Here is a 21,979-nt window from a genome sequence, read left to right on the forward strand (position 1 = left end):
GCTCACCGAACAGGTTCGGCGAATTGGCTCAACGGACGACAGTCATCGAACCAAAGTCCTCGCCCTGGGAGCGGGTGAACGCGCGACGCCTCGCTAAGGACGCCCTTACGGCTCCGGCCTCTATGGCGCGACTTGACGCGACGCCTTATTCTCCGAGCCCATGAGCCACCTGTTCGATTTCCTCGTTCCCGCCGCCCTGCTGGCGGTCCTGATCGCTCTGGCCGCCGGGCTTTACGCCCTGTTCCGCGGCGGCGACTTCGGCCGCTCCTATTCGAACAAGCTGATGCGCCTGCGCGTGCTGCTGCAGTTCATCGCCATCATCGTGCTGGTCGCCGCCGCATTCTGGTGGCGGCGTGGCGGCGCGTAGGTAACCTGCTTCGTCGAACCGGAGTCCGCGACCTATGGTCACGCTCAATCGCATCTATACCCGCACGGGCGACGGCGGCTCGACGCGGCTGGCCACGGGCGCGCCGGTCAGCAAGGCCTCCGCGCGGGTGGAAGCCTATGGCGGGGTGGACGAGACCAACGCCACGATCGGGATGGCTCGCCAGCACACGGCGAACGATCCCGAGCTCGACGCCATGCTGGAGCGCATCCAGAACGACCTTTTCGACCTGGGCGCGGATCTGGCCACGCCCGAGCAGCACGGCAAGCCGGATTGGGAGCCCCTGCGCATCCTCGACGGCCAGGTCGAACGTCTGGAGCGCGAGATCGACCTGCTGAACGGCGAGATGGCGCCTTTGACGTCGTTCGTGCTTCCCGCTGGGTCGCCGGCGGCGGCGGCCCTGCACGTGGCGCGCACCGTCTGCCGCCGAGCCGAGCGGACCTGCGTGGCGTTGTCGGAGATGGAGGGCGAGATCGTGGGCAAGCCGGCGATCAAGTATCTGAACCGGCTGTCGGACCTGCTGTTCGTCGCGGCGCGGTGGAGCAACGATCAGGGGCGCGCCGACGTCCTGTGGAAGCCGGGCGCGACGCGGTAGAGCCTACTTCTTTTCCGGAGCAGCCGCGGGAGCCGGAACCGCCGCCTCGCCATTGATCGGCGGCACGTTCAACGGGCGGCGCGTCAGGGTCTCGATCGAATAGACCCGCCCGCACTTCATCCACTTGCCCGCCCAGGGGCGCCCCTGCTTCTCGCACTTCTCCTTCGGCCATACCCACACGACGTGGTAGGTCAGGGCGGCGCCGCTCAGCAGCACGAACAGGCCCAGGAAGATGTACTTCAGGCGCGTGAAAGTCTTGTTCATGGGCGCCCCTTACCGTCTTTCCGCGCGTAAGGGAATTGGCGGCGGCGGCGTCATCGGGCAGCGAAGCGCCGGAAATCGTACAACCGTTTGAACCCTGCGCGACCTAATGCATTACGCTTACGCAAAGGGAAACTTGCATTGCGGCGCCGAAACGGTAAGTCGGAGGCCAAGCAGGATAAAAAGCAGCCTGGAGGCGGTGGAAACCGATGAAGGTCCTAGTCCCGGTCAAACGGGTTATCGATTACAACGTCAAGGCCCGCGTAAAGGCGGACCAGACCGGTGTCGACCTTGCGAACGTCAAGATGTCGATGAATCCCTTCTGCGAGATCGCGGTCGAAGAAGCCGTGCGTCTCAAGGAGAAGGGCGTGGCGACCGAGGTCGTCATCGTCAGCATCGGTCCGGCGCAAGCCCAGGAGACGATCCGCACGGCCCTGGCCATGGGCGGCGACCGCGGAATTCTGATCACCACCGACGCCGATCCCGAGCCGCTGGCCGTGGCCAAGCTGCTGGCGGCCGTCGTGGCTGAAGAGAACCCCAACCTGGTCCTGATGGGCAAGCAGGCGATCGACGGCGACAACAACGCCGTCGGCCAGATGCTGTCGGCCCTGCTGGGCTGGCCGCAGGCGACCTACGCCTCGGCGGTGGAAGTCTCGGGCTCGACCGCCAAGGTCACCCGCGAAGTCGACGGCGGCCTGCAGGTCCTCGACGTCGACCTGCCGGCGATCATCACCGCCGACCTTCGCCTGAACGAGCCGCGCTATGCGTCTCTGCCCAACATCATGAAGGCCAAGAAGAAGGAGATCGTCAGCAAGACGGTCGCCGACTACGGCGTCGACATCGCGCCGCGCCTGAAGGTGATCAAGGTCGCCGAGCCGGCCAAGCGCTCGGCCGGCATCAAGGTCGAGACCGCCGCCGATCTGGTTTCCAAGCTTAACACCGCGGGGGTGCTGTAATGGCTGTTCTCGTCGTCGCCGATAACGACAACGCGCACCTGCGCGACGCCACCCACAAGACCGTCACCGCCGCCCTGAAGATCTCGGGCGACGTCGACGTCCTGGTCCTGGGCAAGGGCGCCAAGGGCGTGGCCGACCAAGCGGCCAAGATCGCCGGCGTCCGCAAGGTGCTGCTGGCCGAGAGCGACGCCCTCGGTCACGGCATCGCCGAAGCCCAGGCCGACGCCGTCCTGGCGCTGGCCGGCAATTATGACGCGATCCTGGTTCCGGCCACCTCGGGCGGCAAGAACTTCGCCCCGCGCGTCGCGGCCAAGCTGGACGTGGCCCCGATCTCGGACATCGTCGAGGTCGTCTCGGCCGACACCTTCACGCGCCCGATCTACGCCGGCAACGCGCTGGAGACCGTCCAGTCGTCGGACGCCAAGAAGGTCATCACCGTCCGTCCGACCGCCTTCGCGGCGGCGGCGGAAGGCGGCAGCGCCTCGGTCGAAACGGTTGGCGGCGCCGATGCGGCCAAGACCCGCTTCGTCAGCGAAGAGATGGTCAAGTCGGACCGTCCGGAACTGGCCGCGGCCAAGATCGTCGTCTCGGGCGGTCGCGCCATGGGTTCGGCCGAGGAGTTCCAGCGCGTGATCGAGCCGTTGGCCGACAAGCTAGGCGCCGCCGTCGGCGCCTCGCGCGCGGCCGTCGACGCCGGCTACGCCCCGAACGACTACCAGGTCGGCCAGACCGGCAAGGTCGTGGCCCCGCAGCTCTATGTCGCCATCGGCATCTCGGGCGCCATCCAGCACCTGGCCGGCATGAAGGACTCCAAGGTGATCGTCGCGATCAACAAGGACGCCGACGCGCCGATCTTCCAGGTGGCCGACTTTGGCCTGGTCGCCGACTACAAGACGGCCGTCCCGGAACTGATGGACGCCCTGACGGCGGCGGGCAAGTAAGCCCAGCCTCCACGGGCTCAAGAATAGCGGAAAGGCCCGGAGGAGACTCCGGGCCTTTCTTATTGGGCAGTGATGCGGGGCCCGCTGAGCGAAACACCCGATCTCGGTTCCCGCCCCCGGCGTCGTCTGTTGCGTCACGCCGCGACCGGGTGCGAAAGCTTGACCGTATCCGAGGGGCGCGGGCAGCGAGGAGAAACGATCGTGCCGGGCTGGTCGAAATGGGTCGATGAAGGCGTCACCACGGTCACGGTGCGCAGCCTGCCGACGCTGGGCCTGCGCTTGGCCATCGGGGCGCTTAGCGCGACGTGCTACGCTCTGTTCGTCGATCCGCTTGCAGGTCTGCTTTGGGGCCTGGCCTTCGCCAGCGCCGAGGCCGCGGTCTGGGTCGCCAGCAAACCCCAGCGCGCCGACCAGACGACCACCGCCCGACAGCGCCAGGCCTATGTCGCGGCCGTCGTCTGGATGAACCTGGTCTGGTGGGCGCTGGTCGTTCTGCTGTGGACCCTGGACCAGGAGGTCATGCGCCTGGCGGCTGTGTGCCTGCTGTCGGCCCTGCTGGTCCACGCCCAGGCGTTCACGGCGCGATCCAAGCTCCTGCTGCTGATCGTCGGCGGCGGCGCGGCCCTGCTGCTGCTGGCCCTGACCGCGGTCTTCAACCCGTTCCCGCCGGGCCAGCGGCTGGTGCTGTTCCTCGCCGCGCTGATGCTGACCGCCTACACCGCCCAGGCCTCCCTGACCAGCATGCGCAACGGTCGCGCTCTTGAGGAGGCCAAGGCTCGGGCCGAGATCGCCAGCCAGGCCAAGTCCGAGTTCCTGGCCCTGATGAGCCACGAGTTGCGCACCCCGCTGAACGGCATGCTCGGCCTCTCCCAGGCCCTGAAGCTGGAGCCTCTGGAGCCCGGCGAGCGCGAGCAGGTGGAACTGCTGGAAGAGTCCGGCCGCACCCTGCTGGCCCTTCTCAACGACGTGCTGGACTTCGCCAAGATCGAGGCCGGCAAGCTGGAGATCGCTCCGATCGTCGGCGACCTGGCCCAGTTGGCCGACCGCGTGGTGCGACTGAACCAGTCGCAGGCCCGCGAGAAGGGTTCGAGCATCATCCTGCAGGTCGACGACGCCGTGCCCGCGGCCCTGACTTTCGACCCGCTGCGGGTGCGCCAGTGCCTGACCAACCTGATCTCCAACGCCGTGAAGTTCACACCCTTCGGACAAATCCTGGTGCGGGTCGGCTGCGCGCCCGCGCCCGAGGTGGGTCGCCTAAGGGTGAAGATCACCGTCTCCGACACGGGCGTCGGCATCCGCCCCGAGGTGCTGGAGCGGCTGTTCATGCCCTTTGTCCAGGCCGATCCGACCACGGCGCGACGCACGGGCGGCACGGGCCTGGGCCTGAACATAACGCGCCGCCTGGCGCAGATGATGGGCGGCGCGGTCACGGCCCGAAGCGAAGTCGGCAAGGGCTCGACCTTCGTCCTGACCTTCCTGTGCGACCCGCCCGCCGCCGTGGTCGAGCACGGCGGGCCGCCCGCGGGGCCGCCGTTGCGGCTGCTGGTCGTCGACGACTATCCGGTCAATCGCAAGGTCATCGGCATGATGCTGGCTCCTCTGGGCTGCGTGATCGTCGAGGCCGGCGACGGCCAGGCCGCGATCGACGCCTTGGGCAAGGCCGACTTCGACATCGTGCTGATCGACTTCAACATGCCCAGGATGGGCGGGCTGGAAGCCACCCGCCGCATCCGCGCCGAGCCCCGCTGGGAGCGACTGCCGATCATCTGCCTGACAGCCGGCGTCATGGACGACGAGCGCTCCGAAGCCCTCTCGGCCGGCATGAACGCCTTCATCGAGAAGCCGATCGAGATGGCGACCCTGGTCTCGACCATCGGACAGTTCGACCGGCGGCTCGCGCGGGCCTAGGCGACCCGCGCCAGCCGCGACGGCGCGCCCTGCTCCACCACCGGCACGTCCAGGCCGCGCATGGTCGCCGCCACGGCCACGTCCAGCGAGGTGCGCGGCTCCTCGCCGAGGAAGGCGACGAGGCGGCGGTTGTCGAGGCGGACAGGTTCGCGCCAGAACGGCCTCATCTCGAGGAGTTCGCGCAGGGTTTCGTTGAACGGCGCGGCCAAGGACAGCAGCCCCCAGGGCAGGCGGCGGACGTTCGGGCGTTCGTCGCCGGCGGCGCGGGCGATGGCGCGGACCATGGCGGTCCCGTCGGCGTCCCAGACCCCGTCGAAGTGGAAGCGGGCGAAGGCCGGCAGCTCGGCCTCGCGATCGGCCAGCCGCGCGAAGGCCTCGCCGACGTCGGGCAGATAGGCCCAGGCGTGACCGACACCCTTGTCACCGGGATAGAGGATAGTCTTCACCGGCTTGCCGGGCGTGACCAGGCCCGAGGCGAACCAGCTGTTCGTCGTCGAGCGCGGCCCGAAATAGTCGCCGGCCCGCAGGATCAACGAGCGCACCCCGCCATTTTCGCTCCCTGGGGCGGCGGCCGCTTCCAGGCGCGCCTCCATCTGGACGCGGATCTTGCCCTTGCGGGTGAAGGCGCGCTGCGGCGTGGTCTCGTCGATCAGCGCGTGGGCGGCGGGATCGTAGTTGTAGATCGTGCCCGGCAGCAGGATCCGCGCGCCGCTGACGCGGGCGGCGGCGATGCTGTTGTCGATCATCGGCAGGACGAGCTTCTTCCAGCCGCGATAGCCGGGCGGATTGACGGCGTGGACGATGATCGACGCGCCTTTCGCGGCGGCGACCACGGCGGCGCGGTCGAGGGCGTCGCCCTGGATGTAGTCGAAGCCCGGACGGGCGGTCTTGGCCAGGTCGCGGACCAGGGCGCGGATGGTCCAGCCGTGGCGGACAAGGGCGGCGGCGGTCTCTCCGCCCACGCCGCCATTGGCGCCGAGGACGAGAGCGATGCGGTTGGAGGGGGTCATCGGGGGTCTCCGTGAAAGTCGATGACCGGAAGATGCGCCGCGCATACCTCGATAGAAATTGCTAAGAATGATTGATTGGCTTATCAAAAATGAATGAGCCTCGAGCCGCCCATCGCCGTAGACTGGGAGCGCCAGCGCGCCTTCCTGGCCGTGATCGACACCGGCAGCCTGTCGGCCGCCGCCCGCCAGCTAGGCGCGGCTCAGCCCACGGTGCGGCGACGGATCGAGGACCTGGAGGCCCAGCTGGGCGTGGCCCTCTTCACCCGCTCGCCCTCGGGCCTGACGCCGACGGCGCTGGGCAAGGACCTGGCGCAGCACGCCCGGGCCATGGCGCTGGCCGCCGCCTCCCTGGCCCGCGCCGCCTCGGCCGAGGCGGGGGCGGCCTCGGGCGTGGTGCGGATCACCGCCAGTGAGGTAGTCGGCATGGAGGTGCTGCCGGCGATGCTGGCGGAGCTGCGCGAGACCCATCCAGGCCTGGTCTTCGAGCTGGCCCTGACCAACCGCAGCGAGGACCTGCTGCGCCGCGAGGCCGACATCGCCGTACGGATGGTGCGGCCGACTCAAGAGGCCCTGGTCGCCAAGCGGATCGGCAATATCAGCCTCGGCATGTTCGCCCACAAGCGCGTGCTGGACGCCTGGGGCCGGCCGACGACGATGGAAGACGCTCGCCGCATGCCGCTGATCGGCTACGAGAGCGAGACGATCGGCGTGCGGGCGGTCAAGGCCATGGGCCTGGGTCTCGACCTGCGGGTCGAGGACTTTTCCTTCCGCACCGACAACGACCTGGCCCAGCTGGCGGCGATCCGCGCCGGCCTGGGGCTGGGCATCTGCCAGGTCGGCCTGGCCGCGCGCGATCCGATGCTGGAGCGTGTAATGGCCGATCTGTTCGCCATCGACCTGGAGACCTTCGTGGTCACCCATGAGGACCTGAAGGACGTTCGCCGGGTCCGCCTGGTCTTCGACGCCCTGGTCGAAGGCTTGACCCGCTACGCGCGAATTGGAAATATAGTTTAAACTGTACGAATTTCCACCTAAAGTGGATTTGCGATTCGTGCGATCGTGCTGGCGGCGCCTCTGGCGCGCGGAGTGGGTGGAGTAGAGATGGTCGCCGGCGTTTCCGATACCTCGGCCCTGTCCAGCCTGCCCGCCGCCCGCATCGCCACGCTGAGCGCCGCGGCGCTGGCCGAGGCGCCGCCGTCCGAATTCGCCAAGCTGACCAAGGCCCAGGTCGCGGCGATCTCGGCCACGGCGATCAGCGGCCTGACCGCCGAGCAGTTCGCCAGGTTCAACAAGACCCAGCTGTCGGCCCTGACCACCGCCCAGCTGCCGCGCCTGTCGTCGGCCGTGGCCTTCAGCGCCGATCAGCTGAAGCTGCTGAACGCCGTCCAGGTGCAGGCCCTGTCGGGCACGACGATCGCGCAGCTCAGCACCACCACCCTGGACAGCCTGGCCCTGACCCAGATCGTCGCCCTGTCGTCGTCGGCGGTCTCGGCCCTGTCGCGCGACCAGGTCCAGAGCCTGTCCCTGGCCCAGGTGCGGTCCCTGACCCCGACCCAGCTGCGACAGCTGCCCGCATCCGACATCCGCGAGTTCAGCAACCAGCAGCTGTCGGCCCTCACCGCCGCCCAGATCGGCGGCCTGACCCAGACCCAGTTCGCCGGCCTGTCGGCCGATCAGGTCGGGGTGCTCAGTCCCGCCCAATTCGCCGGCCTGTCGGCGTCGACCCTCAAGGGCCTGGGCGCCGACGCCATCGCTCTGACGACCCCCGAACAGTGGGCCGGCGCCAGCGCCCTACAGATGTCGGCCCTCAGCGCCAGCCAGTTGAAGGCCCTGGGTCCCGAGCGGATCGCCGCGCTGAAGCCGACCCAGATCCGCAGCCTACCCGCCGTCGAGATCGGCCGCGCCGGCGCCGATTTCCTCAACCAGCTGACGCCGACCCAGATCGCCGGGCTGTCCGGCAACCACACGGGCGGCCTGTCGGTGACGGCGGTCGACGCCATCAGACCGGAACTGCTGGCCGCCATGGACCCGGTGGCGATCGGTGGGCTGTCGGTCACCGCCTTCTCCAGCCTCGACGCCACCCATGTGGCCGCGCTCAGCGCCAGTCAGATCGCCCGCCTGCGGCCCGATCAGTTGAAGGGCTTGAACGGCGACGACTTCAACGAGTTCACCCGCGCCCAGCTGAAGGCCTTCACCGCCGCCCAGATCCGCGAGCTCCCGCCAGAGCGGCTGGCGGGGATGTCGGACGAGGACTTCGCCGCGTTCACGCCCACCCAGATCAAGGCCCTGTTGCCGCTGCAGGTGAAGGCCCTGTCGACCAGCGACCTGGCCGCCCTGACGACCGAGCAGGTCGGGGCCCTGACCTTCGAACAGATCGGCGCCCTGTCGGGGACCCAGTTCGCGACGCTGCGCGGCGTCGCCTCGCTCACCAGCCTGCAGCTGAAGGGGGTCACGGCCACGCAGATGAAGGTGCTGACGCCCACCGACATCGGCCGGCTGACCGCCACCGAGGTGGCCGCGCTGAGCGCCACGCAGATCGGCGGCCTGACGCCCGAGTCGCTGTCGGCCCTGGACGCGACCCAGACGGCCCGGCTCAACGTCGTGCAGATGCGCGGCCTGACGACCACCCAGCTGAAGGGCCTGACCGACGACGATGTCGACGAGTTGAACAGCGCCCAGATCGGCGCCCTGACCGGGACCCAGGTGGGCGTCCTGGTTCCGCACCTGTCGACCACGGCCGTGAGCCTGCTGGGCAGCACCCAGATCAGCAAGATGTCGACCGCGGCGCTGGACAGCCTCAGCGCCGCCCAGATCGCGGCCCTGGGCGCCGGCCAGCTTCGCGGCCTCACCACCGAACAGATGGCTGGCCTGCCGTCCGACATCGCCACGAACCTGAGCGCCACCCAGCTGGGCAGCCTCAACGCCAGTCAGCTCGGCGCGCTGTCGGTGACCAATCTGGGCCGCCTGAGCCCCGAAAGCCTGCGGCAGCTGACCGCCTCTCAGTTGCGCGGCCTGACATCGACGCAGCTGAAGGGCTTCGCCACGACGATGTTTGGCGTTCTGGCCCCCACCCAGATCGCGGCCCTGACCGGCATGCAGCTGGGCGCCCTGTCGCCGGAGACGATCGGCAATCTCAACGCCACCCAGTGGGCGGGCCTGGCGGTCACCCAGGTGCAGGGTCTCACCGCCACCCAGCTGAGCGGCCTGGACGCGACCGACCTCACCTATCTCAACACCACCCAGTGGACCGGCCTGCGCGCCAGCCAATTGGCCGGCCTGACCAGCACGGCGGTGGCGGCGATCGAGACCGCGCGCCTCACCGCGCTGAGCCCCGCCCAGATCGGCGGCCTGTCGGCGACCGCCTTCTCGGCGCTGGACGCCGCCCGAGTCGCGGCCCTGACGACCACCCAGATCGGCGGTTTGAACGCCGCCCAGCTGCGCGGCCTGACGCCCGAGGACATGGGCGAGCTGAGCACGACCCAGGTGGGCGCGATCGCCGCGTCGCAGTTGGGCGGCCTCTCGGCCACCGACGTGGCGGCCCTCAAGCCGGAGCAACTGGCCGCCCTGAGCACCGCCCAGGTCCGCGCGCTCGTCCCGTCGCAGATCTCGGCCCTGCAATCGACCCAGGTTGGCGGGCTGTCGGCGACCCAGCTGGCGGCGCTCAGCTCGATCCAGGTCGGGGCCCTGGCCAGCGACGCCCTGCCGGCGTTGAGCGCCACCCAGGTGGCGGGGTTCACCTCCGCCCAGTTGGCCGGCCTGTCGACCACCCAGGCCGGATCCATGACCGGCGACCAGCTGTCCGCCCTGGCCGTCACCCAGGTCGGCAGCCTCTCGAGCGCGTTCCTTTCGGCCCTGACGCCGACGGCCTTCTCCGCCCTGACCGCCACCCAGGTCGCCCGCCTGTCGGCGGCGCAGGTGCAGAGCCTGAGCACCACCCAGATCGCCAGCCTGTCGACCACCGACTTCGCCGAGCTGTCCGCGACCCAGGTCGACGGCCTGACCCCCTCGCAACTGGGCGCGCTGTCGACGACCAATATCGGCGGCCTGTCGACCACCGCCATCGCGGACCTCACGGCCGCCCAGTTCGCCGGCCTGTCGCCCACCCAGCTGGCGGTGCTGCCCGATAGCGTCTTCAAGGGCCGGCTGCCCACGCTCAGCGCCACCCAGATGGCGGGCCTGTCCGGCACGTTCATCGCCAACCTCACCTCGACCGAGGTGGCCAACCTGAACCCGACCCAGCTGGGCGCCCTGTCGCCCACGGCCTTCGCGGCCCTCGGGACCTCGCGCCTGACCAGCCTGACCACCAGCCAGATCACGGGCCTGTCGACGACCCAGGTGGCCAGCCTCGACGCCACCGCCTTCGGAGCGCTGAGCACCACCCAGGTGGCCGTGCTGTCCGGGACCCAGATCGGCGCGGTCAGCGGCGACATTCTCTCGGCCCTGGACGCCACCCAGTTCGCCCGCCTGACCACCGCCCAGGTGCGCGGCCTGACGACCAGCCAGATCGAGCGGTTCAGCAGCGCCGACATCGGCGAGTTCACCGCCAGCCAGATCGGCGCCCTGGGCGCCGGCCAGCTGGAAGGCTTCTCGGCCGCCGACATCTCGGCCCTGAACGTCACCCAGGTGGCGGCGCTCTCGGCCGGCCAGATCTCGGCGCTGACACCCGTGCAGGTGCGCGGCCTCACGCCCGCCGACATTGGCGAGCTCAACCGCACCCAGGTCGCGGCCCTGACCAACAGCCAGATCAGCGCGCTGTCGCTGGCGGCGGTGAACGGCATGAGCAACGAACAGTTCGGCAGCCTGTCGGCGACCCAGGTGCGCGGCTTCTCGGGAGAGCAGCTGACGGCGTTCGGAGCCGAGGGCCTGGCGCGGCTGTCCGGCGCGCAGCTCGGGGCCCTGACCACCACCCAGGTCGGCCAGCTGCCGGCCGTGGCGATCCGCAGCCTCACCGGCGCGCAGATCGGCCAGATCATGCCCAGCCAGATCTCGGGCTTCACCGGCGAGCAGATCGCCGCCTTCAGTCCCAACCAACTGAGCGGCCTGTCGCGCGCCCAGGTCAACAAGCTCACCGCGGCCCAGCTGGACGCCATGAGCGTCGCGCAGCTGGAGGCCATCGGCCTCTAGCTTGAGCGACCGGGACGCCCCGGGAGGCCGCTCCCCTGGGCCTATGAGACGGATCCGCCCGGCCGAAGCCCGCAAACAAAAAGGCCCGGCGGTTTCCCGTCGGGCCTTTCGCGTCTCAAGCCTCCGAAGGACGCTTAGTCCTTGGCGCGTTCCTGATACGAATTGTCTTCCGTCAGGATCACGACGCGGGTGCCGACCGTGATGTACGGCGGGACGGTCGTCTTGACGCCGTTGCTCAGCAGGGCCGGCTTGTAGGACGACGAAGCGGTCTGCCCCTTCACCGACGGTTCGGTGTCGACGATCTCGAGGATCATGGTGCGCGGCAGTTCGATGGCGATCGGCACGTCGTTGTGGGTCGACAGCTGGACCGTCATGTTCTCCTGCAGGTACGGCGCGGCGTCGCCGATCACGTCCTCGGTGGCCACGACCTGGTCGAAGCTTTCCGGGTTCATGAAGTGATAGCCGTCGCCATCCTGGTACAGGAAGGTGTGGTCACGCTGGTCGACGAAGGCGCGCTCGACCTGCTCGGTCGTGCGGTAGCGTTCCGAAACCTTCACGCCGTCCGAGATGCGGCGCATGTTCAGCTGGGTCACCGGGGTGCCCTTGCCGGGGTGGATGTTGTCGACCGTCAGGACGACGTAGAGCTTGCCGTCCATGTCGACGACGGCGCCTTTGCGGAGCGAGCTGGCTGCGACCTTCACTTAAATTTCGTCCTCGGTAGAAAGCGCGCGCGAGGCCGCGGGCGCGATCATGCTATTGATCCGTGCCCGCCCTCCTATAGCGAACGGGGCGAAATCTCCAGCTTCTTCGGTTTCTGTCCTTGTCCCAGAGCTCTTCCCCCCCAGGCGCCACCTGGTGGCGCAGCGACGTCCACGCCGACCGCCGTCCGTTCCTGCTGGCCCGCAACCGGATCACCAAGGCGTTCCGCGCCTGGTTCGAGACCGAAGGGTTCGAGGAGGTGGAGGCCGCCGCCCTGCAGATGTCCCCTGGCAACGAGGCGCATCTGCACGCCTTCGCCACGCAAGCCCTGACGATCGCGGGCGAGGCCAGCCCGCTCTACCTGCACACCTCGCCGGAATTCGCCTGCAAGAAGCTGCTGGCGGCGGGCGAGGAGAAGATCTTCAGCCTGGGCAAGGTGTGGCGCAACCGGGAGCGCGGGCCGCTGCATCATCCGGAATTCACCATGCTGGAGTGGTATCGGGCCGGCGCGCCCTACCAGACCCTGATGGACGATTGCGCGACCTTGCTGGCCCTGGCGGCCGAGACGGCGGGCGCGAAGCGCTTCGACTTCCGGGGCATGGCCTGCGATCCCTTCGCCGAGCCCGAGCGGCTGTCGGTGGCCGAGGCCTTCGACCGCCACGCCGGCGTCGATCTTCTGGCCAGCGTCGCCGCCGATGGCTCGACCGACCGGGACGCCCTGGCCGCCGCCGCCCGCGCCGCCGGGATCCGGGTGGCCGATGACGACGGCTGGGCCGACGTCTTCAGCCGCGTCATCGTCGAGAAGGTCGAGCCTCGCCTGGGCGAAGGCCGCGCCACGGTGCTGTGCGAATATCCGATCTCGGAAGCGGCCCTGGCCCGTCCCAAGGACGCCGACCCGCGGGTGGCCGAGCGGTTCGAGCTCTATGCCTGCGGGGTCGAGCTGGCCAACGCGTTCGGCGAGCTCACCGACCCGGCCGAGCAGCGCCGCCGGTTCATGATCGAGATGGACGAGAAGGCCCGCATCTACGGCGAGCGCTATCCGCTCGACGAGGACTTCCTGGCCGCCCTGGAGCACATGCCCGAAGCGTCGGGGTCAGCGCTCGGCTTCGACCGCCTGGTCCTCCTGGCCACGGGCGCCCGGCGGATCGAGGACGTGATCTGGACGCCGGTGGCGGAAGCCTAGTTCACCCGCCGGTGGACCACCGCATAGGGGTCCGCATGGATCCGACGCCAGGCCGGATCCTTGTCCAGCAGCGCCACCACCGGATCGTCCGGCGTGAAGATCGTCCAGGCCACGCGGTAGTCGGCCAGCAGCTTGCGCAGGGCGACAGAGTCGGGCTCGACGGCTGTGAAATAGCGCGCGCTGAACGCGTCGCCATACATGTCGGCGCGGCCGTCGATGAAGGGCTTCACGCCCTTGTAGATCAGGTAGCCGCCCAGGCCGTAGCCGTTGAGCACCGGTTGACTCCGCAACTCGGCGGGCACGCTGTCCAGGGCCGTGACCGGGCTGTTGAGGCCGTCGACCCGTTGCAGCGGCCAGGCCAGACGCACGCCCAGCAGCAGGATACAGGCCACGCCGAAGCCGGCCAGCAAAGTCCGTGAGGGCTTGGGCTTGGCCGGCTCATGGCCCAGCGCTTCGGCCAACGGCCCGGCCAGCAGCAGCGGCGCGACGGCGGCCAGGACCAGTTGATGGCGGATGTGCTGCAAGCTCATCAACAGCAGAGCCAGCAACAGCAGAAGCCGGAAGGTGGGGACCTTCACGCCACGGCCCAGGCAGACGAACAGGGTCGCCAGCAGCGCCATCGCGAAGGGCGAGAGGTGCGAGAAGTCCTCGGCCCGCCACTCGGTGATGTGCGGCAGCACCGCCATGCTGGTCACCTGGAACGGGAACAGCAGCGCCGCCGGCCCGTGGGGGGTGATCGCGGCGCAGACCAGGCTGGCCAAACCGAAGAGGCCCCAGCCGCGCAGCACCTTCAGCTTGTCGGCGTTCGGCTCGGCCAGCGCCTCCAGCCCGAAGGCCCCGGCGACCACCAGGCCAAACACCCAGCTGCCGTGCAGATTGGCCCACAGGATCATCAGCAGGGCGAACCGAAGGCGCGGCGCCCGATGTTCGTCGCGGGCCGTCAGCATCTCGATCGTCCAGGCGATCAACATCGGCAGCATGAACAGGTGCGGTCGCGCCAGCAGGCTGCCGCTCATGCAGGCCAGGGCCAGCACGGTCGTCGTGATCAGGGTCAGGCCGCCCAGTTGCAAGGACAGCCGGCGGACCAGCATCCAGGCCGCCCCGCCGACGGCGATCGCGAACAGCGCCGTCACCCCGGCCCAGCCGGCCAGCCGCGCGGCCAGGGCCATCAGCGTCTCGGACAGCCACTCGTGCGCCACCCACGGCCGGCCGGCCTGGGTGTAGGAGAAGACGTCGTGGTCGGGGACGCGGCCGTGAGCCAGGATCCATTCGCCCGTGGCCATGTGCCAGTAGGTGTCGCCGTCGTTCAGCACCTGGGGCAGGAACAGGAAGACCATCGCCATGACCAGGGCCGCCGCGAGCGGGACGATGTTGCGTTCCTGGGTCACGATGGTCCTCTCCCCTTCCGAAACAGGGTTAAGGGCCAGAGTTGAACAGACCCGTAATTTGCCTCCGGCCGGGAAATCCCGCATATCCCCGCGCCTCATGCCGCCCCCCTTTTCGCCCCCGGGGAAAACCCTCCGCGACGTCCGGTCCCTGACCGAGGCCGGACTGGTCCCGTCCGAGCGCCTGCCGGCGCTGGAGGCGGTGGCGGCGCGCTATGCCGTGGCGATCACCCCGGCCATGGCCGAGCTGATCGATCCCGCCGACGCCGACGACCCGATCGCCCGCCAATTCATCCCCTCGCCCGAGGAACTGGTCGCCAGCCCCGGCGAGGACGGCGACCCGATCGGTGATGCCGTCCACAGCCCCGTCGAGGGGATCGTCCACCGCTATCGCGACCGGGTGCTGCTGAAGCCGACCCACACCTGCGCGGTCTATTGCCGGTTCTGCTTCCGCCGCGAGATGGTCGGCCCCGAGGGCCTGGCGAACCTGACCCCGGCCCAGTTGGACGCCGCCTTCGCCTATATCGCCTCAAGGCCGGAGATCTGGGAGGTCATCATCACGGGCGGCGACCCCTTCGTGCTGTCGCCCCGCCGCCTGGCCGACCTGATGGACCGGCTGGAGGCGATCCCCCACGTCAGGATCGTCCGCTTCCACACCCGCGTCCCGGCCGTCGATCCCGAGGCCGTCACCGATGATCTGGTCGCGGTCCTCAAGCGCACCACCAAGACCGTCTATGTCGCCCTGCACGCCAACCATGTCCGCGAGCTGACCCCGGCCGCCCGCGCCGCCTGCGCCCGGATCGTCGACGCCGGGATTCCGATGGTCAGTCAGACGGTGCTGCTGCGAGGCGTCAACGACGACGCCGAGGTGCTGGCCGAGCTGATGCGGGCCTTCGTCGAGACGCGGATCCGCCCCTACTACCTGCACCATGGTGACCACGCTCCGGGCACCGCCCACCTGCGCACGACGCTGGCCGAGGGTCAGGCGATCATGAAAGCCCTGCGCGGAACGGTCTCGGGCCTGGCCCAGCCGACCTATGTCCTCGACATCCCCGGCGGCCACGGCAAGGTCCCGGTCGGACCGAACCATGTCACGCATGGACCCGGAGGGGACGCGGTCGAGGACCCGAACGGCGCGGTCCGCGCCTATCCGCCCACGGCGTGATCTCCGCCTGACAACCAAGCTCACGTTGCATCGCAGCAAAGCCTTGGCGGCGCCACGGTTTCTCGTGCTAGAAAAGTCGGCACATCCAGGGCGCGGACACGCAGGTCCGGCGCTAATTCAAGCGAAGGCTTGGCTTTTATGAGTGAAATCAAGACGGTCGGCGTCATCGGCGCCGGCCAGATGGGGTCCGGCATCGCCCATGTCGCCGCCCTCGCCGGCTACGATGTGCGTCTCCATGACGTCTCGCGCGAGCGGATCGACGCCGGTCTGGCCCTGATCGAGAAGAACATGGCCCGTCAGGTCGGCCGCGGCATCATCGACGACGCCGCGATGAAGTCGGCCCTGGCCCGCATCTCGGCGGCCGAGAACCTGGAGGCCATCGGCGCGACCGACCTGGCCATCGAGGCGGCCACCGAGAACGAGGAGGTCAAGAAGTCGATCTTCCGCAGCCTGCAGCCGCATCTGAAGCCCGACACGCTGCTGGCCTCGAACACCTCGTCGATCTCGATCACGCGCCTGGCCTCGGCCACGGATCGTCCCGAGCGCTTCATCGGCCTGCACTTCATGAATCCGGTGCCGCTGATGAAGCTGGTGGAGATCATCCGCGGCATCGCCACCGACGTGCCGACCTACGAGACGGCCGTGGCCTTCGCCAAGTCGCTGGGCAAGATCACCAGCAACGCCGAGGACTTCCCCGCCTTCATCGTCAACCGCGTGCTGGTGCCGATGATCAATGAGGCGATCTACACCCTGTATGAAGGGGTCGGCACGGTGGACGCCATCGACACGGCGATGAAGCTGGGCGCCAACCATCCGATGGGCCCGCTGGAACTGGGCGACTTCATCGGCCTGGACACCGTGCTGAGCATCATGAACGTGCTCCACGAAGGCCTGGCGGACAGCAAGTACCGCCCCTGCCCGCTGCTGGTGAAGTATGTCGAGGCCGGCTGGCTGGGCAAGAAGACCGGTCGCGGCTTCTACGACTATCGCGGCGAAGTCCCGGTTCCGACCCGCTAGGGCCACCAAGGCCAAACCCGCCAAGGCTTGACCCTACAGGGTCCAGCGTTTCGTCGGCGCGATCAGTATGCGCGCCGACGAACCGCCCCACCGCCTCCTAGGTTCCGCGAAGGAGGAGGCTCTGGGCATGGCGCGCCTGTACCCCACCGGCGCGCGACATGCCCCTCGTTCTCGCGCGGCGTCGTGGCTCTGTCATTGACCGACGGTCCACATTCTATTGCTCTGGGATTTTCGCCGGGATGAGTCTCGGCCGTTCGTCGAGGCCTTTGCGTGAATGAGCGTCTGAGTCGGGATCTATGGGTGCTGGACGCCCGCGAGCAGCCCGACGCCGTCGAACTGTACCGCAAGGCCTGCGCGCATCTGTTCGACATCACCCTGCTGTCGCCCGAGGCCGACTTCCACAACCGGCTGGAAGGCTACCAGCTTGGCCATGTCGTCTTCGCGCGATGCGTCGGCGTTCCCCAGCGGTTCGAGCGCAAGCTCACCCACATCATGGCCGACGCGACGGACACCGTCATGGCCGTGCTGGATCTGGGGAAGAACGTCTGGCGCGCCGACTATGATGGCCGCGAGGCCAGCAGCGACATGGGCGCGATCCGGCTGGTGGACATGGCGCGGCCCTACCGCTCGACGATCCAGAGCCCCTACGTCACGCTTTACCTCATGATGCCACGCAGCCTGCTGGACCCGCGGGCCGCCGGCCTCGACTTCCACGGCCGGGTGGTTTCGGAGGCCACCCCGGCGGGGAGGATGCTGGCCTCGCATCTGCGCGCCCTGTGGGAATCCATCGAGACGATGACGCCGGCTGAAACGCCGATGGCCGCCAAGGCCACGACCGCCTTGGTGAGCGGCGCGATACTCGCCTGCGGTGAACCGATGGGCGCCGATCCGCGGCCGCTGGAGAAGGTGCTGCTGATCGCTGGCCAGCAGTTCGTCGAGCAGCGGCTGGACGATCCCGACCTGTCGCCGGAGACGGTGCGGGAGCACCTGGGCGTGTCCCGTAGCCAGCTCTACAAGGTGTTCGAACCCGCCGGCGGCGTCAGCGCCTTCATCCAGCGGCGGCGGCTGGACCAGGCCTTCGACGTGATCCTTCAGGATCGCGCCGAGCAGATGACGCTGGCCGAGGTCGCCTATCGCCATGGCTTCCGGTCGGACGCCCACTTCAGCCGCGCCTTCCGGGCCCGGTTCGGCGTCACGCCCGGCCGACTGCGCAAGCTGGGCGAGGCGGCGCGCCAGGAGGGCCTGTCGGCCCAGGAGCGGCCCGACGATGTCTTCGTCTGGCTAAAGGGCCTGTAGCAGACCTCAGCCCGCGCCCATCGCCACGGCGACGTGGTAGGTCACGAACGAGGCCAGATAGGCCAGGCTGGTCATGTAGACGAACATCACCGTCGGCCAGGTCCACCCGTTGGTCTCGCGCTTGACCACGCCCAGGGTCGCCGCGCACTGCGGAGCGAAGACGTACCAGGCCAGGAACGACAGGGCGCTGGCCAGCGACCACTGGTGGGACAGCAGCGAGCCCAGGGTCGTGGCGGCCGCGTCGCCGTCGCCGCCCACCGCATAGACCGTGCCCAGCGCCGCCACCGCGACCTCGCGGGCCGCGAAGCCCGGGATCAGGGCCACCGTCATCTGCCAGTTGAAGCCGATCGGGGCCATGACGGGCGCGATGAAGTTACCGATGCGACCGGCGAAGCTGTAGTCGATGGCCGGCCCCGTCGCGCCTTCCGGCGGATAGGGGAAGGTCGACAGGACCCAGACCAGCACCATCAGCGGCAGGATGATCCGGCCGGCGCGGCTCATGAAGATCCGGGCGCGGGTCCACAGGTTCATCAGCACGTTGCGCGGCTCGGGCCAGCGATAGGTCGGCAGCTCCATCATGAAGGGCTCGACCGCGCCGCGCCAGAACACGCGACGGATGACGAACGAGACCAGCAGGGCGCTGACGATGCCGCCGGCATAGAGGCCGAACATGACCAGGCCTTGCAGCGACAGCACGCCCCAGACGGTCTGCTTGGGAATGAAGGCGCCGATGATCAGGGTGTAGACCGGGATCCGCGCCGAGCAGGTCATCAGCGGGGCGACCAGGATGGTGGTCAGCCGGTCTTCCTTGTTGTCGATCACCCGCGTCGACATGATGCCGGGAATGGCGCAGGCGAAACTGGACAGCAGCGGGATGAACGCCCGGCCATGCAGGCCCGCCCCGCCCATGATCTTGTCCATCAGGAAGGCCGCGCGGGCCATGTAGCCGCTGTCTTCCAGCAGCAGGATGAAGAAGAACAGGATCAGGATCTGCGGCAGGAACACCAGCACACTGCCGACGCCGGCGATCAGGCCGTCGGAGATGAAACTGGTCACCAGGCCCGCCGGCAGGTGGGCGCTGGTCCAGCCGGCGATGGCCGCGAAGGCCCCATCGATACCGTCCATGACCGGCGTGGCCCAGGTGAACACCGCCTGGAACATCACGAACAGCAGGGTCATCAGGATCAGGACGCCGGCGACGGGGTGCAGCAGCACGTCGTCGATCTTGCCGGTGACGGTGTCCGGACGCTCGGGCGGCTTCACGCAGGCCTTGAAGATGCGCTGGGCCTCGGCGTGAGCGGCGCGGATCTCCCCGGCGGCCGGCTCGTGCCAGACGTTCTCGGTCTCGACCTTGCGGGCCGCGACCAGGCCCTCGACCTTTTCCAGGAGCTCGGGCAGGCCGCGCTTGCGGGTCGCCACCGTGGTGACGATCGGCGCGCCCAGTTCCCGGGACAGGCGCTCCAGGTCGATACGCAAGCCCTGGCGTTGGGCGATGTCGTACATATTGAGGGCCAGCACGAACGGCCGACCCACCTGCTTCAGTTCGAGAGCCAGGCGCAGAACGAGGCGCAGGTTGGTGGCGTCGGCCACGCAGATCAGCACCTCGGGAGCCAGTTCGCCCTCCAGCTTGCCGATCACCGCGTCGCGGGTGACGACCTCGTCCGGGCTGCGGGCCCGCAGGGAATAGGTGCCGGGCAGGTCGAGCACGCGCATCTGTCGGCCGGAGGGCGTGGTCAGCACGCCTTCCTTCCGCTCGACCGTGACGCCGGCATAGTTGGCCACCTTCTGGCGGCTGCCGGTCAGGGCGTTGAACAGCGCGGTCTTGCCGGAGTTGGGGTTGCCGACCAGGGCGACCAGGGCGGGCTCGGCGGCGGCGTCGGAAACAGCCGCGCCAGGATCCTGGCTCAAGGAGGTGTCTAGGGCCAAGGTCTAGAGTCCGTCGAATTTCACGGTGACGGCGCCGGCTTCGCGGCGGCGCAGGGCCACCCGGGTGTCGTCGACGCGCACAGCGATCGGGTCGCGGCCGAACAGGCCCTCGTGCAGCACCTCAATGGCCGCGCCCTCGACGAAGCCCATCTCCAGCAGGCGTCGCTCAAGCTCCTCCGCCGCCACGGACTCGGCCGCGCCGGACACGCCGGCGACCTTGACGATCACCCCGCGATCGCCCCGCCCGGCCGTGGCCAGGGGACGCACGTCGAGAGTATCGGCTGGGTTGAATTGAGGGGACAACGCGAACGCTTCGGACATAATGGCTCCGATTAGATTGCGAACGATTATCAGTCGAAGAGACCAATGTCGATTCAGCGATCCGCGCGTCTTGGGTTATGATCGTCCTTAAGGGTCTTCCGCCGAAGTTTGCGGTTCGGCGGTCGGAAGATCCGTAACCGAGAAGAGCTCGCCTGCTTATCCGGCTCGGATGAAACATCCGATCCGGGCAGGCTAGCGGGCTTTGGGACCGAATGGCGCAGGGTCGTTAATAGATTCGACTCTTCGACCGTGGGCCGGTCTGATTACGTCTTACGATTCGTGTGGGCGAGTGATGCGTAGGCTGATGCTGGGGCTCCTGACGGGGGCTTATCTTTGTCTGGCTCTGATCGTCTCCCTCTTCCTCTGGAGGATGGGCGCGACCCCGGCTGTCGGCGTCTCGGCGTTCATCGGCGCGCTGGGCCTGTGTTTCGCCTTCCACGGCCTGCTGGGCCAGACGTTCCTGGCCGCCGCCCTGCGCGGCGACATCGACACCGTGCGCGAGGCTCACGCCATCCTGCTGGACCAGATCGAGAAGGTCGACGCCCGCGTGTCGGATCTCGTGGAATCGGTCGCCGCCGACGCCCAGCGCCGTACGGAAGAGCTGTCGACCGAGGTCCATCAGCTGGAAGACCTGATCGGACAGATGAACGACCGGCTGGAGCACCAGCTCAGCCACCAGGTCGCCGCCGCCTCGGCCCGTAGCCACAATCTGGGCCGCGAGCGCGCGCCGCAGGCCAGTCACATGCTTCAGGTCGTGCAGGACGCCCTGGCCGAGAACCGCGTCGACCTCTACCTGCAGCCGATCGTCAGCCTGCCCCAGCGCCGCACCGTCTTCTACGAAAGCTTCTCGCGCCTGCGCGACGAGACCGGCCGCGTGATGATGCCGGCCGAGTACCTGGCCGTGGCCGAGCCCGAAGGCCTGATGACGGCCATCGACAACCTGCTGCTGTTCCGCTGCGTGCAGATCGTCCGTCGCCTGGCCAAGCAGGACCGCAAGGTCGGCATCTTCTGCAACATCTCGCTGGCCAGCCTGGGCGACGAGAGCTTCTTCCCGCAGTTCCTCGAATTCATGCAGGCCAACAAGGACCTGGCCGGCGCGGTGATCTTCGAGCTGGGCCAGGCGGCGTTCGATCGCCGGGGTCCGGTCGAGGCCCGTCACATGGCCCGTCTGGCCGGCCTGGGCTTCAGCTTCAGCCTCGACAAGGTCAGCGACCTGGACCTGGACTTCCAGGATCTGGCCCGCGCCGACGTCCGTTACCTGAAGGTCGGCGCCCAGATGATGCTGGACCAGCTGGAAGAGCAGGACGGCAAGCTGGTCATCGCCTCGCTGCCCGACCTGAACGCCGCCGACTTCGCCGCCCTGACCCGCCGCTATGGCATCGAGGTCATCGTCGAGAAGGTCGAGGCCGAGAAGCAGATCGTCGACATCCTCGACTTGGACATCGGCTACGGCCAGGGCCACCTGTTCGGCGAACCGCGCGCCATCCGCGACGCGGTGCTGGCCGAGGCCGAACCGCCGCAGGACTTCATCCGTGGCGCCCTGCGCCGTCGCGCCGTCGGCTGGTAGGCCCCTAGTGTGCTGGATTTGAAGTTCGCCCGTACTTGGATCAGGCTCTGAGCGAACTTCAAATCCAAAAAAGCACACTAGAAACATAAACTTACTAGTGTCCTTATCGATTCCGAAGTTCGTCGGAGCTTGCCACAAACGCTTGCGAACTTCGGAATCGGGACACTAGGCCACAGACCCATAAACGGGATTCCCAAAAAGTGGCGGGGCTGATTCAAACCTTCTGAGACGGGAGGTTTG

18 protein-coding genes are annotated in these 21,979 nt (G+C 68.5%); 12 read left to right on the top strand and 6 right to left on the bottom strand.

From position 1 onward, the window contains the following. Positions 1-160 precede the first annotated feature (160 nt). A complete protein-coding gene (locus tag AC1RJ9_RS12560) occupies positions 161-367 on the top strand; it encodes a twin transmembrane helix small protein (protein WP_125155340.1) in 207 nt (68 codons plus the stop codon). A 34-nt stretch (positions 368-401) separates the two neighbouring features. Further along, a complete protein-coding gene (locus tag AC1RJ9_RS12565) occupies positions 402-980 on the top strand; it encodes a cob(I)yrinic acid a,c-diamide adenosyltransferase (protein WP_492837215.1) in 579 nt (192 codons plus the stop codon). Positions 981-983: 3 nt separating this feature from the next. Here AC1RJ9_RS12565 and AC1RJ9_RS12570 read toward each other — a convergent pair whose 3' ends face one another. Further along, the gene (locus AC1RJ9_RS12570) at positions 984-1,244 is read right to left on the bottom strand and encodes a hypothetical protein (protein WP_492837216.1); all 261 of its coding nucleotides are present in this window, start codon (positions 1,242-1,244) and stop codon (positions 984-986) included. A gap of 206 nt (positions 1,245-1,450) precedes the next feature. On the opposite strand from AC1RJ9_RS12570, the gene AC1RJ9_RS12575 reads away from it, so the two are divergent. The 3 genes from AC1RJ9_RS12575 to AC1RJ9_RS12585 all read left to right on the top strand — a co-directional run bounded on the left by AC1RJ9_RS12575 (position 1,451) and on the right by AC1RJ9_RS12585 (position 5,046). Beyond that, positions 1,451-2,197, top strand: a complete 747-nt coding sequence (locus tag AC1RJ9_RS12575; protein ID WP_492837217.1) for an electron transfer flavoprotein subunit beta/FixA family protein — start codon at positions 1,451-1,453, stop codon at positions 2,195-2,197. After that, the gene (locus AC1RJ9_RS12580) at positions 2,197-3,138 is read left to right on the top strand and encodes an electron transfer flavoprotein subunit alpha/FixB family protein (protein WP_492837218.1); all 942 of its coding nucleotides are present in this window, start codon (positions 2,197-2,199) and stop codon (positions 3,136-3,138) included. Before AC1RJ9_RS12575 ends, AC1RJ9_RS12580 begins: the two co-directional genes overlap by 1 nt. 201 nt (positions 3,139-3,339) lie before the next feature. Then, positions 3,340-5,046: an ATP-binding protein gene (locus AC1RJ9_RS12585; protein ID WP_492837219.1), complete on the top strand. Its 1,707-nt coding sequence runs from the start codon at positions 3,340-3,342 to the stop codon at positions 5,044-5,046. On the opposite strand, the gene AC1RJ9_RS12590 is transcribed toward AC1RJ9_RS12585, so the two are convergent. Beyond that, entirely contained in the window at positions 5,043-6,056 is a 1,014-nt protein-coding gene (locus tag AC1RJ9_RS12590; protein WP_492837220.1) for an NAD(P)H-binding protein, read from the bottom strand. The two genes, AC1RJ9_RS12585 and AC1RJ9_RS12590, sit on opposite strands and share 4 nt — an antisense overlap. 93 nt (positions 6,057-6,149) lie before the next feature. On the opposite strand from AC1RJ9_RS12590, the gene AC1RJ9_RS12595 reads away from it, so the two are divergent. Further along, positions 6,150-7,070 carry a LysR family transcriptional regulator gene (locus AC1RJ9_RS12595; protein ID WP_492837221.1) on the top strand — a complete coding sequence of 307 codons (921 nt, stop codon included), beginning with the start codon at positions 6,150-6,152 and terminating at the stop codon, positions 7,068-7,070. Between the two features lie 87 nt (positions 7,071-7,157). Further along, positions 7,158-11,180, top strand: coding sequence for an ice nucleation protein (locus AC1RJ9_RS12600; protein WP_492837222.1), 4,023 nt, complete (start codon positions 7,158-7,160; stop codon positions 11,178-11,180). Positions 11,181-11,314: 134 nt separating this feature from the next. Here AC1RJ9_RS12600 and efp read toward each other — a convergent pair whose 3' ends face one another. Beyond that, complete coding sequence (efp, locus tag AC1RJ9_RS12605; protein WP_492837223.1) at positions 11,315-11,881, bottom strand: elongation factor P; 567 nt, start codon at positions 11,879-11,881, stop codon at positions 11,315-11,317. Positions 11,882-12,000: 119 nt separating this feature from the next. Here efp and epmA point away from each other — a divergent pair, with 119 nt between their 5' ends. After that, entirely contained in the window at positions 12,001-13,062 is a 1,062-nt protein-coding gene (gene epmA, locus AC1RJ9_RS12610) for an EF-P lysine aminoacylase EpmA (RefSeq protein ID WP_492837224.1), read from the top strand. Here the strand turns inward: epmA and AC1RJ9_RS12615 are convergent. Then, positions 13,059-14,450 (bottom strand): hypothetical protein, encoded by a 1,392-nt coding sequence (locus tag AC1RJ9_RS12615; protein ID WP_492837225.1) that lies wholly within the window; start codon positions 14,448-14,450, stop codon positions 13,059-13,061. The two genes, epmA and AC1RJ9_RS12615, sit on opposite strands and share 4 nt — an antisense overlap. A gap of 97 nt (positions 14,451-14,547) precedes the next feature. On the opposite strand from AC1RJ9_RS12615, the gene AC1RJ9_RS12620 reads away from it, so the two are divergent. The 3 genes from AC1RJ9_RS12620 (at position 14,548) to AC1RJ9_RS12630 (ending at position 17,925) form a co-directional block, all read left to right on the top strand. After that, a complete protein-coding gene (locus tag AC1RJ9_RS12620) occupies positions 14,548-15,612 on the top strand; it encodes a lysine-2,3-aminomutase-like protein (protein ID WP_492837226.1) in 1,065 nt (354 codons plus the stop codon). 138 nt (positions 15,613-15,750) lie between these two features. Further along, positions 15,751-16,629 carry a 3-hydroxybutyryl-CoA dehydrogenase gene (locus AC1RJ9_RS12625; RefSeq protein ID WP_492837227.1) on the top strand — a complete coding sequence of 293 codons (879 nt, stop codon included), beginning with the start codon at positions 15,751-15,753 and terminating at the stop codon, positions 16,627-16,629. Between the two features lie 270 nt (positions 16,630-16,899). Beyond that, positions 16,900-17,925 (top strand): AraC-like ligand-binding domain-containing protein, encoded by a 1,026-nt coding sequence (locus AC1RJ9_RS12630; protein ID WP_492837228.1) that lies wholly within the window; start codon positions 16,900-16,902, stop codon positions 17,923-17,925. 6 nt (positions 17,926-17,931) lie between these two features. Here AC1RJ9_RS12630 and feoB read toward each other — a convergent pair whose 3' ends face one another. Further along, positions 17,932-19,833 (bottom strand): ferrous iron transport protein B, encoded by a 1,902-nt coding sequence (gene feoB / locus AC1RJ9_RS12635; RefSeq protein ID WP_492837229.1) that lies wholly within the window; start codon positions 19,831-19,833, stop codon positions 17,932-17,934. A 21-nt stretch (positions 19,834-19,854) separates the two neighbouring features. Further along, positions 19,855-20,172 (bottom strand): FeoA family protein, encoded by a 318-nt coding sequence (locus AC1RJ9_RS12640; RefSeq protein WP_492837230.1) that lies wholly within the window; start codon positions 20,170-20,172, stop codon positions 19,855-19,857. A gap of 292 nt (positions 20,173-20,464) precedes the next feature. On the opposite strand from AC1RJ9_RS12640, the gene tipF reads away from it, so the two are divergent. Continuing rightward, positions 20,465-21,739, top strand: a complete 1,275-nt coding sequence (gene tipF / locus AC1RJ9_RS12645; RefSeq protein WP_492837231.1) for a flagella assembly cyclic-di-GMP phosphodiesterase TipF — start codon at positions 20,465-20,467, stop codon at positions 21,737-21,739. Positions 21,740-21,979: the final 240 nt, after the last annotated feature.

This window comes from Caulobacter sp. GW822-FHT07D08 (assembly GCF_058798735.1).

Excerpts from the sequence above, each read along its gene's own strand:
- AC1RJ9_RS12640 (WP_492837230.1), bottom strand. The coding sequence starts at position 20,172 with ATGTCCGAAGCGTTCGCGTTGTCCCCTCAATTCAACCCAGCCGATACT.
- AC1RJ9_RS12625 (WP_492837227.1), top strand. The coding sequence starts at position 15,751 with ATGAGTGAAATCAAGACGGTCGGCGTCATCGGCGCCGGCCAGATGGGG.
- tipF (WP_492837231.1), top strand. The coding sequence starts at position 20,465 with ATGCGTAGGCTGATGCTGGGGCTCCTGACGGGGGCTTATCTTTGTCTG.
- AC1RJ9_RS12620 (WP_492837226.1), top strand. The coding sequence starts at position 14,548 with ATGCCGCCCCCCTTTTCGCCCCCGGGGAAAACCCTCCGCGACGTCCGG.
- AC1RJ9_RS12575 (WP_492837217.1), top strand. The coding sequence starts at position 1,451 with ATGAAGGTCCTAGTCCCGGTCAAACGGGTTATCGATTACAACGTCAAG.
- AC1RJ9_RS12595 (WP_492837221.1), top strand. The coding sequence starts at position 6,150 with ATGAGCCTCGAGCCGCCCATCGCCGTAGACTGGGAGCGCCAGCGCGCC.
- AC1RJ9_RS12570 (WP_492837216.1), bottom strand. The coding sequence starts at position 1,244 with ATGAACAAGACTTTCACGCGCCTGAAGTACATCTTCCTGGGCCTGTTC.
- AC1RJ9_RS12580 (WP_492837218.1), top strand. The coding sequence starts at position 2,197 with ATGGCTGTTCTCGTCGTCGCCGATAACGACAACGCGCACCTGCGCGAC.
- AC1RJ9_RS12590 (WP_492837220.1), bottom strand. The coding sequence starts at position 6,056 with ATGACCCCCTCCAACCGCATCGCTCTCGTCCTCGGCGCCAATGGCGGC.
- AC1RJ9_RS12560 (WP_125155340.1), top strand. The coding sequence starts at position 161 with ATGAGCCACCTGTTCGATTTCCTCGTTCCCGCCGCCCTGCTGGCGGTC.
- AC1RJ9_RS12565 (WP_492837215.1), top strand. The coding sequence starts at position 402 with ATGGTCACGCTCAATCGCATCTATACCCGCACGGGCGACGGCGGCTCG.
- AC1RJ9_RS12600 (WP_492837222.1), top strand. The coding sequence starts at position 7,158 with ATGGTCGCCGGCGTTTCCGATACCTCGGCCCTGTCCAGCCTGCCCGCC.